The sequence below is a fragment of the Scytonema hofmannii PCC 7110 genome, from assembly GCF_000346485.2.
In the GTDB taxonomy this organism is placed as follows: domain Bacteria; phylum Cyanobacteriota; class Cyanobacteriia; order Cyanobacteriales; family Nostocaceae; genus Scytonema; species Scytonema hofmannii.
This window is the reverse complement of the sequence record NZ_KQ976354.1, coordinates 2,108,483-2,121,016: the sequence shown is the minus strand read 5'-3', so window position 1 is coordinate 2,121,016 and position 12,534 is coordinate 2,108,483. Positions and strand designations below refer to the sequence as shown.

General features: G+C 41.0%; 10 protein-coding genes and 1 pseudogene. 5 read left to right on the top strand and 6 right to left on the bottom strand.

Annotated elements, in window-relative coordinates; all coding sequences use genetic code 11:
- The first annotated feature begins 72 nt into the window (after nucleotides 1–72).
- Nucleotides 73–843: a DUF928 domain-containing protein gene (locus WA1_RS09185; RefSeq protein ID WP_017745354.1), complete on the top strand. Its 771-nt coding sequence runs from the start codon at nucleotides 73–75 to the stop codon at nucleotides 841–843.
- A 62-nt stretch (nucleotides 844–905) separates the two neighbouring features.
- Here WA1_RS09185 and WA1_RS56785 read toward each other — a convergent pair whose 3' ends face one another.
- Nucleotides 906–1,067 (bottom strand): hypothetical protein, encoded by a 162-nt coding sequence (locus WA1_RS56785; protein WP_158516619.1) that lies wholly within the window; start codon nucleotides 1,065–1,067, stop codon nucleotides 906–908.
- Between the two features lie 5 nt (nucleotides 1,068–1,072).
- On the bottom strand, nucleotides 1,073–1,240 hold the full coding sequence (locus tag WA1_RS61610; RefSeq protein WP_158516618.1) for a Tn3 family transposase: 168 nt from the start codon (nucleotides 1,238–1,240) through the stop codon (nucleotides 1,073–1,075).
- An 832-nt stretch (nucleotides 1,241–2,072) separates the two neighbouring features.
- Here WA1_RS61610 and WA1_RS09180 point away from each other — a divergent pair.
- On the top strand, nucleotides 2,073–2,270 hold the full coding sequence (locus WA1_RS09180) for a hypothetical protein (RefSeq protein ID WP_017745355.1): 198 nt from the start codon (nucleotides 2,073–2,075) through the stop codon (nucleotides 2,268–2,270).
- A 56-nt stretch (nucleotides 2,271–2,326) separates the two neighbouring features.
- Here WA1_RS09180 and WA1_RS09175 read toward each other — a convergent pair whose 3' ends face one another.
- Entirely contained in the window at nucleotides 2,327–2,572 is a 246-nt protein-coding gene (locus WA1_RS09175; protein ID WP_017745356.1) for a hypothetical protein, read from the bottom strand.
- Nucleotides 2,573–2,632: 60 nt separating this feature from the next.
- On the opposite strand from WA1_RS09175, the gene WA1_RS09170 reads away from it, so the two are divergent.
- Together WA1_RS09170 and WA1_RS09165 are read left to right on the top strand one after the other, a co-directional pair.
- Entirely contained in the window at nucleotides 2,633–4,105 is a 1,473-nt protein-coding gene (locus WA1_RS09170; protein ID WP_017745357.1) for an IS200/IS605 family accessory protein TnpB-related protein, read from the top strand.
- A 117-nt stretch (nucleotides 4,106–4,222) separates the two neighbouring features.
- Nucleotides 4,223–4,753: a flavodoxin family protein gene (locus WA1_RS09165; protein ID WP_017745358.1), complete on the top strand. Its 531-nt coding sequence runs from the start codon at nucleotides 4,223–4,225 to the stop codon at nucleotides 4,751–4,753.
- A 690-nt stretch (nucleotides 4,754–5,443) separates the two neighbouring features.
- Here the strand turns inward: WA1_RS09165 and WA1_RS09160 are convergent.
- A complete protein-coding gene (locus WA1_RS09160) occupies nucleotides 5,444–8,149 on the bottom strand; it encodes a CHASE2 domain-containing protein (protein ID WP_017745359.1) in 2,706 nt (901 codons plus the stop codon).
- 1,178 nt (nucleotides 8,150–9,327) lie between these two features.
- Between WA1_RS09160 and WA1_RS09155 the strand changes: the two genes are divergently transcribed.
- Nucleotides 9,328–11,478: a glycosyl hydrolase family 18 protein gene (locus WA1_RS09155; RefSeq protein ID WP_081402866.1), complete on the top strand. Its 2,151-nt coding sequence runs from the start codon at nucleotides 9,328–9,330 to the stop codon at nucleotides 11,476–11,478.
- Nucleotides 11,479–11,677: 199 nt separating this feature from the next.
- Here WA1_RS09155 and acpP read toward each other — a convergent pair whose 3' ends face one another.
- Nucleotides 11,678–11,929: an acyl carrier protein gene (gene acpP / locus WA1_RS09150; protein ID WP_033335808.1), complete on the bottom strand. Its 252-nt coding sequence runs from the start codon at nucleotides 11,927–11,929 to the stop codon at nucleotides 11,678–11,680.
- Nucleotides 11,930–12,225: 296 nt separating this feature from the next.
- A pseudogene (locus WA1_RS09145) lies at nucleotides 12,226–12,420 on the bottom strand (beta-ketoacyl-[acyl-carrier-protein] synthase II); the annotation flags it as partial.
- Between the last annotated feature and the right edge of the window lie 114 nt (nucleotides 12,421–12,534).

Genomic DNA, 12,534 nt, shown 5'->3' with positions numbered 1-12,534 from the left:
AAGATAGCAAGGAAAGCTGTTCAAGTTGAACTTTTGCCCTAACTAGGGATGATCCCTACCAAAAGATAAGCAATGTTAAATAACAGACAGTTGATTAATCTAATTATCGTAGGGCTGTTTCTTTTAGGGACTGAGCCGGCGATCGCTCAATCAATTGCCAATAGTTCGGCGAAGACTAATCGCTTAATATCCCAGGTCAGATTTAAACCACCACCTAATCAAGGTAAGCCAAAGAAGACGTCAGGAGCGGGGACGCGTCGCGACTGGCTATGTCCTCAAGATGTAACATTAACCACCTCCTCTAACATATCACTAGATCAGCCGTCTGCGATCGCACTCGTCCCGAACAATACTAACTATGGGTTGACTTTAGCAGAACGTCCAACATTTTTAGTTTATTTGCCACAAACGTCTGCAAAACAAGTTGTATTAAGCCTTATGGAAGAAGGCACTAAGCATCATTCCCAAACCTTTTTCCCCATTACGGGGGAATCTGGTGTTATTGCTGTTACTATCCCAAATAACTCACCTCCTCTGTCCGTGGGAAAGAACTATCAGTGGGCTCTAGTGTTGGTTTGTGGGGAAAAACCCAGCCCTAACGATCCAACGATCGCCTCTTGGGTGAGTCGTGTTGCTTTGCCTCAGCCACCAACAAGTCAAAAAACACCTTTAGAGCAAGCAAATTGGTATAGCGAAAAAGGAATTTGGTATGACGCTTTGACAGCTTTGGCTCAGGCTAAGAAAGCTCAGCCCAACAACAAAGCTATAACGGATATTTGGACTGATTTTCTCAAGTCTACAGGATTGGAGGTAGTTGTTACTGAGCCACTTCGTATGAACTAATAGGCATTGAGCCGAGATACGTGTAAAAACCTGCATTCCGGGTCTGGAAACCCTTGCCCTATCTAGATTTCAAATATTTCTGGTGGCAGATTAATCGCAGCTTCCAACGGCTGTGGAAAGATATGCAAATTCACCACATAATCCCCATACCGCTTGATATGCCTCGTGATGAAAGGACTTAAAGCTTTAATATATCGGTGATGAACAACCTCTCCCTGTGTCATTAGCGTTAACAACACGTCTGAATCGCCAACGACATATCGACTGTGTTCTGTAAAATCACCGCACTTGCAACCAAATCTAGGTATTTAAACCGCTTTTCCTGTTCAATCGGGTCATTTTCAGTAATCGTGCCATCCTTGCCAAAACAGACCCAATCTGGGGTAGATCTAGCCACCTTGTCATGAGGGGCAAGATAGACTAAAACTATTGCTGGAGGATGCTTTTCTGTTATCAGTTTCTATTAAATCGTCTACACATAGTTCGCGCTCATCTACCCAAAGTCGCGCCAAAGTGGAGCGAAAGAATGAGAGTTTTAGCCATGTTTTGGCATACTACAAATGGAAGTTTTATACTACTTACCCCTGGTAACAAGCTCCCTAGAACTACCCCGAATAGGCGAAAATAGAAGGTTCGTGTCACCAGGTGCAGCCTTGTAAAGTTTTGTAAAAATGACTGATTTTTCCGGGGTAATTGATAAGAAATACAAATGATAGCTTTGCCTAGTTTGTCTTCTTTTAGGCAATGTTTTTTAGTTTCGAGACGGAGCAATAATACTTTGAAACAAATACTTTTATGTACTCCAAGCTCCGTTTTAGGCAAAGTTTTTTACTGTCTCTGCGCTAGAAAAACTATTTGTGCAACTTATCTTTTTCCGAGCGTGCTTAAATCTCGTATCAATCTCTGTAACTGTTGCTGTATAAGGTTTATAGCCACAGGCTGCACTGGGTGACACGAACTTTCTATTTACGCCAACTCCGGCGGGGAATTTTATCTAGCGGGAGGTGCGGCAAGAGATGGTAAAATCTTACTGTCTGAAAAATTCCGGTTTTTTAGATCGCAACTCAACTCAAGAAAGCTGCGATCGCAAAAACTGTTCAAATTCTTGAACAGCGTCGTATTGGTCGGGCATAGTAATATACTGTAGTAACAGATTGGGGTCTAAATCTGGGAAGAAGCTGCTACGGTTAACTTCCTCATATTCACCTTGTTCATTAAAATGAAATATTATGTCAGAACAGCTAAAACAAATAACTGAGAATCAGTATCAAAATGCACCAGCAAAGTATGATGACCTCAAAGCTCTTTTTTTAAACTGCACTCTTAATAGAACTCCTGTTTTATCTCATACCAAGGGCGTAATTGATATTGCTAAAAATATTTTTGAACAGAATGCTGAGCGCAGTCCCCGCCTAAAAATACTATAAAAATATCTACATTTTAGGCGGGGTAAGCAAAGCCAATATAAAAAGCGCAGCAACAATTAAAAAAGGTCATCACTCGACTCGACAGTTTCTGACCTACTTTTTTCTGCCCATCTTTCTATCTTCTCTCTTATCCATCCCCCTAACGATTGTTCTGGGGGTTTTATTTTGTCTATTTCCTGTCCTATCCACTCATCCAAGATTACTGTTGCTCTCCTTTTCCCTTTCTGGTATTTTGCCGTATAAGCTCGTACCTTGGGAGCATTTGCTTGCTGCCATTTTTTATCATATTCTTTCTTTGACATACTTGACACTATGAACGTTCATGGTTATTATAGATATATGTCGAGGTCGAGGACAACCCCATGAGTAAACGACAATCCAAAAAGAAAGGCAAGAATAAACCGGCTGAAATTATCCGGACAGATGTTTGGGATTTAAAAGCGACTCCTGAACAGAAAAGCCAAATGGTAGGAACTATTGAGGAATATCGTAAGTTTTTGCATCCCTTAGTTATCATTGTCAATTCTCAATGGGTAAACCTTGTTGACTTGACATCAAAAGAACGGATTAATGCGGTAGAGAAGATGATTCATAAAACCGCAGATAATCCTGACCCTAAACACAAATATTTTCAAAGTGTAGTCAATAGACATCCATCGTTCCGAAAGTTTCCTTCTTACTTAAGACGAGCAGCCATAGCAGATACTATCGGAATTGTTTCTAGTTTTCAAACTAGACATTTTCAATGGCAGTCTGGAGACAGGAAACATCGTCACGCCAAACCACCTAGCTTGAGCGCATGGTGCAATACTTATCCAGCGTTGTACCAGGGTCAACAAGTGAAATATCGCAACAATTTCCAGTTGGTTGATATTAAAGTTTGGTCTGGAACTGATTGGGTGTGGCTAGAATGCATTCCAGTCAAAAAACATGGTTTAAATCGCCATCTAGTTGATGGTAACAAAATAAAATCACCTGCATTGGTGGTTAATAAACATACGTGTCAACTTTCTATGCCAGTTGAGGTAAAGATAGTTGATTTACCAGAATCTGATATGGTATGCAGTGTTGACATGGGTATCAACAACGCTGCAACAGCATCCATCGTTGGTCGTGACGGTACTGTAAAAGCTCGGGTGTTTATTAACCCGATCCAAGACATAGACCGTCGCAACAAACGTCGGATGATGATTGCTCACAAGTCTAAGCAGACAAGAAACATTACAAAGTTAAGGCAGCGCGGTCTTGGGGTTTCCCCAAGTGGAGCGACTGCCGTAGATTTACCTAAGGGTTTTTGTAAAGGACTCCAACGCAAATCTTCCAACATTAACTTACAAATTTCTAAAACAGTAGCAAGAGCAATTGTTGAGTTTGCTAAGACCCACAATGTAAAGGTTATTGTATTTGAGAACTTAGAAGGATGGAAGGCGAAGGGTGGTAGAAGAAAATCTTTACAAAAACAAAAGTTTCATCTCTGGTGTCACAGGAAAATTGTTGCGCTAGTGACAGATAGATGGACGGAAATGGGAGGAAAAATTGTTTTTATCAACCCAAAATACACAAGCGCATACGCTTTTGACGGCAGTGGTAAAGTTAAGAGAGACAAGGTCAATTATTCCTTGTGTCGCTTCACTTCGGGAAAAAGATATCACTCTGACTTAAACGCTTCATATAACATTGCTGCCCGTTATTGGTATGCAGTAATTATGGGTGATAACAGTTATTCTAGAGTGTTCGAGGGCAAAAGTTCCCACGGCACACTGAGGACGCCAGTAACTCTGGGTACGCTAAGATGTATGGCTGCTTCTGCAAGCAGATGTACGGCTACTTCATAGCGAAAGAATCCCCAACTCTAAGCTTTGCTTTAGTTGGGGTGCGTTCAAGCCAATAGAGTTCAGACGAAGGTCATTCGACCTGTAGACTACGAAATACCAGCAGGACTTGGGCTAGATATGTCCCAAACAGATGAATGGGATAAAGACGATTGGCCCATAATTCAAAAAGAAATTGATGAAACTGATATTTTGGTTTTATGTACTTCAGTTTGGCTTGGAGAAAAAAGTTCTGTTTGTAATCGAGTTTTAGAAAGAATGTATGGTTACACTCATGTTTTAAACGAAAAAGGGCAATATCGAGATTATGGAAAAGTTGGTGCAACCCTAATCACTGGGAACGAAGATGGGATTAAACATTGCGCTATGAATATTTTATTTTCTCTTTCTCATATTGGTTATACAATTCCACCACAAGCTGATGCAGGATGGTTAGGAGAAGTTGGCCCCGGGCCTTCTTATTTAGATCCTGGTTCTGGTGGCCCTGAAAACGATTTTACCAACAGAAACACAACTTTCTTAACTTGGAATTGTATGCATTTGGCCAGAATGTTGAAAGATAATGGCGGAATTCCCGCTCACGGAAACCAGCCCAAAATTTGGGATGCAGGTTGTAAAAGTGATTTTCAAAACCCAGAACACAAAGTATAGAGGGTTTTTAAATCAAAGTATCGTTCTCGCTATCGCTCGGTTATCTTCATTACCCCCCGCGCTATCCGCCCCCTTGGGGGGCTGCTTCAATCGTCGCTCAGGAGCGTGTAGTACACCGGCTCAGTATACAAAGACATAAGGCCAGTTCCAGGATTCCCACCCGGAGAGGGGTTGAAAATTGGATAGTCATCATATATGATGACTATTTCTTAGAAAACTCATGAGACGTAGAAGAATAACCTCTGTAGATCGAGATACGGGTGAGGTATTAGATGGTGTTGTGGTTTATTGTGGAGTTAAGCAAAATCCTTATTCAAAGGGCTAGTAACTGTAAGTTAATTTCTATGCAGAGCTATGGGGTAGTTCTAGGGAGCTTGTTACCAGGGGCAAGTAGTATAAAACTTCCATTTGTAGTATGCCAAAACATGGCTAAAACTCTCATTCTTTCGCTCCACTTTGGCGCGACTTTGGGTAGATGAGCGCGAACTATGTGTAGACGATTTAATAGAAACTGATAACAGAAAAGCATCCTCCAGCAATAGTTTTAGTCTATCTTGCCCCTCATGACAAGGTGGCTAGATCTACCCCTACCCCCGGAAATCTTTGAAATGTAGTCAGAGAAGGCGCTTCCAGACCCGGAATGCAGGTTTTTACACGTATCTCGGCTCAATGCCTAATAAAGATGCTATCTTATCCGCTTTGCGTTTTTTTAAGACGTTGCTCAATGAAAACTTGATTGTTCCGACTTTCTGATTGCTTGAGATATTCAATGGCAATTAGCCCGCCGGTAGGGTGTTCTTGGCAAACTTCCAGAAGCAGTTCCAAAGTACGACGGAATTGAAGCGTCTCAAGTTGCTTATTAGTGACGAGTAGCAACGCAAGCCCCGAGCCCACAAACGCCAACAGTGAGGAAACCACGGGTATCCACCAGCCCAGCAAAAAGGCTAAAAAACAAACTCCTAAAAGCCCACCACTGGCAAGGGCTATACTAGCAATGCTTGCTATGGTAGAGTTTATCCGCCAGCTAATCATTGCGCCTAACACTGCCCAAGCTAAGACCCACATCCATTCTACTGGGTCGTCCCAACTGCGAAGCAAAGGTCTTCCATCAAGGACGGTGCTAATTATTTGACTGATGATGTTGGCATGAACAACCACCCCAGCCATAGGTTGCGGGGAACCAAAGAGATCGTTGCTATAGGGCGTATGGAAGAAATCTTTGAGGCTTTCAGCAGTGCTGCCAATGAGAACTAGGCGATCGCGTAAACTATTGGAGGGGATTTGGTTTTTCAGTATATCTGTTAAAGATAATGTAATAAAATTGTCTTGGATGCCACGAAAATTAAGTAATATTTGATACCCTCCAGAATCGGCGCGAACATAACTTCCATGATTCCCTTCAAACCTGTCAAAGACTGCTTGACCCCACCGCATCTGTTGGCGTTGGGGATCGCTGTCAATCATTTCTGGGGTTATTCTTTCAACTTTTAAATAGTGCTGCGCCAACTTTAGTGCCAAACTGTAACGCACATCTTTGTCAGAGAGGCTTACTGATAACAAGGCGCGACGAACTTTGCTATCTGCGTCTAACACCTGATCGGCAAAACCCACTCTTTCTTGACTAAGACTGGGAGGAGGTGCAACAGTATTAATAGTACTTCCCACGGCTTTCTCAATCCCATATAAGTTAGAGGTGGATTTAAACAGGTTAACCAAATCCCTATGCCCCGGTTCTACAGGTAAATCGCGATAAATGTCGAGACCAATTGCTCTGGGTTTTTGGGCAATGATATTGTTAATTGCCTGGGTTAAAACTCGATCGGATAAGGGCCATTTTCCCACATTGGTAATATCTGCTTCATCAATGGTGACAATGGTAATCCGTTTCTCTGGTGGTTCATTGGGACGCCAGCGAAAAAACTGGTCAAGCATACCCCACTCGGTTCGCTGTAACAGTCCACCAATATGGAGCAGCATAATGGGTACGCTAACACATCCAGCAATTAATGGTACCCAATCCCGTCCAATTCGCAGTTTCAATACTTCTCCCTTGGCTTTTTGCCTTGCCTCTGCTAGGATTTGGCTGGCTTGTGCCAGTGTTTCCAGTGCCATTTGAGCTTGACGTTTGGCTAAATCTTGGCTGGCGACTAAAAATTGATAATCCAAGTCTTTGAGGCTTTTGCCCAATGCCCAAGTTAAAGCGTTTTGTAAGATTTGCCCTTGCAACAGATATGATTCATCCTGACAATTTGAAGCTAACCAACCTGCGAGCGCTTCTGCATAAGGTCGTAACTCGGTTAATTTACGGTCAACCCAACTTCTGTTAAATACGGTTTCATAAATGCGGTTATATACCTTGAGTTTCCCCTGGCGCTCGACCACTAACCCTGACAATCGCAATTCCATTTGTTCCGGGCTGCCATCAGCGATCGCTTCTCCCTGCTGTAAAATTTGCTGGTATAGCCCCAGTAACCGACCTGTCTGTTGCTCATTCCTGTAACAGATGCGATCGCGAATAGTCCTCAAATGCTCCGGCTCATCCTGGGATTCCCAATTCTCAATAATACGCGTTCTCACCACTTGCTCAACCGATAGGGAATTTTTGAGCGCTGACTCACAGACCATTAACTGACAAAGCTTTTGTGTCATGAAGGGTTGACCACCTGTCCAGTCTAGTATCTGCTTGATAACTGCTTCAGGATTGCTAATTTTTCCTTTCAAACCCTCTATTAATGGTTGAACTTCATGAGGCTGAAAACCGTGCAGTTCGATCGCCTTACCAATGTTAAACGGTGTTTGAGTTTTGTCTTGAATGAGATCGCTAGGAGTTGCTACCCCCAATAGCGCAAAAGTCAAGCGCCTATATTCATGACGTACCTGTCGTTGCTGGGAGAAAAATCGAATCAAAGCAAAAAAATCATCCAGTGAAAAATTCTGGCTCAAAACCCGATCGATTTCATCAACAAAAATAACAATATTCTGCGTCACTTCTACTAAGAGCACTTCATCAATGAATTGGCTTAAGCACTGCACTGGAGAAAGCAAATCCCGCCGCTCTCGCCACCAAGTCCGCCATTGAATTTTTGAGCTAAGCTGACAACTGCTTACCAAAGATTGGACAAACCCCGCATACCACTTTTCTGGAGTTACATCCTGCTTTCCTATACCCGTCAGGTCAATAAAAACACAGATTGTCCCTTCTGCTTGCAACCTTTGCATCGTCCGTACTCGCAAGCTAGACTTACCCATCTGTCGCGAATTCAGTACGTAACACAACTGACCCATTTTTAACGCTTCATAAAATTCTGAATCGGCCAGTCGTGTCACATAGCTGGGGGCGCTGCTCTCAAGGCTCCCTCCCACTTGATACTCAAAGTTGAACTTGTCTTCTGTCATACGCGCTGTTTTTTACAAGATTTGGTAGAAAGATATTTCTTTCAAAAAAAATATGAGTGGGATTGCATACTAGAACTTACGTATTAACAAAAGATTGTTTACATTAAGTCCCACTGAATTTGTCAGAGTGGAAGTTGAGCATTTTCAAGCCTTCCTTCTATGATTTTTGATAGGGATAACCAAATCAATTTATACACTCAGTTGTAGCAACACTTATTTACGTGCTTTGTAGTTGAGAGAACTGATAAACTGTATACATAATGCATAGATGGAACGCTCTGAATGAACGCATTCTTATTATTTGGTGCATGCATAAATTCTTACCACAATTAGCAATAAAAAAGAAGCGATTTCTTCATCATATCTCTCACTCATTAGAATTTTGGCAAAAGGAGAAAAAACTTAATATCATCTAGACGTAAAGCAGTAGGATAAAAAATCCTCCCTAGTTCTCTTGCTTTACTTCAACAGGACTAATTAAGTTTGTTTGCGCCTTAACAACAATATCATCAACTCTTTTCTTTTAAAACACATCTGAAGAAAGTACTGAAGTATATTCAAAGAAAAAAATCCTGACTGTCTGATTTTCGTTGACAGAATGGGATTGGAGGATTTCTTCTAGTAAAGATGTTCTAAAATAAAGGCAAACACCAGACTTTATCCAATTTTTTCAGACTTTTTAATTCTTGTAACTAATGACTTGGGTGATAAATCCCCGATTTTTTCCCATTGCGGTCTTTAAAATTTGCTAGTAACGTCGCTTATTCGGTCATAAGAATAAGTTATGAAGTTATTCTTGTGTTTGTCCTTTAGTCCTTGATTTATTTCTAATTTGTCATTAGTTAAACCTATATTTAAAATGTATTTGTAATAATATAAAAAATTTTAATTGGATAAATTATGATGTATTATTTTATAATTACACTAAGATTTTAGACTGGTTGTTTAGTAACTGGAACCCTATTTTATGAATTTTACTAGAGAAAAATTGAAACTAAATAATCAAAGTAGAATAGGGTAAGGGAACGCGATGTCTAACGGCAAGCCGCTACGCGTCTACGCAAATCAAAAGAAACCGGACATACGAACCTTAATAGGTTAATCTCTGTCCGAACAAGGGTTTCAGATATACTCTGGTCATAGTAATAAAAGAGCGATCGGCTTACCATAAAAGGAGCATGATGATGAGCATTTATGAAGCAAAAAAGTTGGCGGTCAATAATTTTAGCTCTTTACAAGGATGGAATAGCTTTGATTCCTATCCGCGTCAAATAGCTGATGTCAATGGAGATGGTCGAGATGACGTTATCGGTTTTAGAGATGATGCTATCTATGTATCTTTAGGTGAAAGCAATGGCACTTTCGGTTCAGCTTTTGTAGCCAGGAACGATTACTACACCACCAATGCAGGAGGATGGACAAGCTTTAATTCCTATCCGCGTCAGCTAGCCGATGTCAACGGAGATGGTCGAGCTGATATTGTTGGTTTTGGATATGACAATGTCTATGTATCTTTAGGTGAAAGCAATGGCACTTTCGGTTCGGCTTTTGTAGCCAGGAACGATTACTACACTACCAATGCAGGAGGATGGAATAGCTTTGACCAATATCCACGTCAGCTAGCCGATGTCAACGGAGATGGCCGAGCTGATATTGTTGGTTTTGGATATGACAATGTCTATGTATCTTTAGGTCAAAGCAATGGCACTTTCGGTTCGGCTTTTGTAGCCAGGAATGACACTTTTAGTGCAAGCCAAGGGGGATGGACAAGCTTTGACCAATATCCGCGCCAGCTAGGTGATGTGAACGGAGATGGACGGGCTGATATTGTTGGTTTTGAATATGACAATATCCTTGTATCTCTAGGTCAAAGCAATGGGACTTTTGGTCAGGCTTTTGTGGCTAAGGATGATGGCTTTACTGTCAGTAAAGGAGGATGGAATAGCTTTGACCAATATCCGCGTCAAGTAGCTGATGTCAACGGAGATGGTCGAGCTGATATTGTTGGTTTTGGATATGATGCTGTCTATGTATCTCTAGGTCAAAGCAATGGAACTTTTGGTTCGGTGTCTGTTGCTAAAAACGATGATTTTACAGTTAGTCAAGGCGGATGGACTAGCTTTGGTTCGCGAACGCGCCAGCTTGGTGATGTGAATGGAGATGGTCGAGCTGATATTGTTGGTTTTGCTCAAGATGGTACTTATGTAGCTTTAGCAAAAAATCAGACATCTGGAGGAAACAATCAATATGTTGTAGGTGGGTACTTACCATCTTGGACTATTAGTAGTGCTACTAATCCAGCCAGCATTCCGGCTAATAAACTAACGCATTTGTTCTATGCTTTTGCAGATATCGATGCACAAGGTAATGTTAAACTGCATCAAGATGGTTTGGATGGTGATATTGACGTACTTAAATCCATTAAGACTCAAAATCCCAACCTCAAAATTCTTGTTTCTATCGGTGGTGCAGCAGACCCTGATTTCTCCCCTGTAGCTTCTAGCACCCAGTCTAGGACAAATTTTGTCCAGTCTGCCATCAAATTCATGAAGGATAATGGTTTCGATGGCATTGATATTGACTGGGAGTTTCCAAAGAAGCAGGAAAATAATGATTACCTTCAATTGCTCAGCGAACTACGTCAACAACTTAATAACACATCTGCTGCGGACGGTAAGAATTATCAACTAACGACTGCTCTTTCTGCTTCTCCCTATCAATTGTCTCCGTCAGATTACGGTGATAGCCCTTACGATTTAAACGCAACAGTTTTGAAAACAACTTCCCAGTATGTTGATTTTATCAACGTTATGAGTTATGACTACCACGGTCCTTGGGAACAAACAACTAACCATCAAGCTGCTTTGTACAAAAGTACCAATGACCAATCTTATAACAGCAGTAAATTAAATGTTGATTGGGCAATTAAACAATATTTAAATGCTGGTGTTGAAGCTAAAGATATTGTCCTTGGGGTTCCTCTCTATAGTTACAGCTGGACAGGAGTTAATCCCGGAGCTAGCAATGATGGTCTGCTTCAAAGCGGTACTCCAGTAAAAGACGCAATTTTATATAAAGACCTTTACAGTAAGGTAGGTACAAATGGGTATCAACGTTACTGGGATGATAGTGCAAAAGTTCCCTATGTTTATAATTCTCAGATAAAAGAGTTTAGTACCTATGAAGATAAACAATCAGTTCTGGGGAAAGTTGATTATGTTGAACAACAAAAACTTGGTGGAATGTTCTTCTGGCATCTGGGCGGTGACTTGCCAATTAGTAGTCCTGATTCATTGGTCAATGTTGCTGCTTCTAACTTAATGACATAAAAAAGTTGTAGAGCATCAGTATTATAATGCATCTCGTCTACAAAGATTTGACTCATGAGCATGGAGCGTTATTAGTATTTGACGAGGTGATGACGGTATTGATCCGAGATACGGATACTGTTGGCGAAAGATCAATTATTTCTTGACAAATCAAAAATGTGTTCTTCAATTTGCCAAGTAACTTAGTTGGGAAGCAAAATTAAATAGATACCTCAATTTTTTGGCAGATGTAATCGATGGTTTGTTGTACTGTCAACAGTTTTTCAGCAACTTCATTGGCAATTTTAATCTTGAAAGCATCTTCCAAAGCCATGACCAGTTCTAATGTATCTAAAGAATCAGTTCCCAAGTCATTGATAAAATTGGCTGTTGGAGTTACTTTGTCTGGCTCAATTTTTAGTTTATCTACAAGAATGACTCGCACTTTTTCAAAAACTTCCTGGTTCTTCAAGCGGCTACACTGAATTTTTGCTTTTACATCGTCCATAAGACTCCCAATGTCTTTCAATATCATCAAAATTCTCTGATATTGCTCAACTTCCTCGTTATTGAGGGGACGATATTCTCGATATTTAAGCCAGTTTTTACAAATTTTAGAACCATCAATCTGGTGGTTTAAAAGCTGCGGCAGTATTTCTGTAGAGTACTCTAAATGTTGGCTTATATCGTTGGCAGCTGACTCGCTGATGGTTTGCATTACAAAATTTTCCATTACGAATGCCCAAGGACAAATGACAAATGACAAAATTATTCCTCAAATTTTTTAAAAGCTAGGGCGACATTGTGTCCTCCGAAACCAAAGGAATTAGAAAGGGCAACCTCTACCCGTTGAGTTCGGCTGTGCAGAGGAACATAGTCTAGGTCACAAGCTGGATCGGGAGCTTCAAGATTAATTGTGGGTGGAATTTTGTCCTGTACTACCGTCATTACTGTTGCCACAGCCGGTTCTTTCGTACATACCGTGCTAAATTGTTAATTACAGTCGATAAATTTGCTTTAAAATTAAGGCTTACAGGCGCTTATAGTCTGAATTTCAGCAATCTGACCGTCATGCAG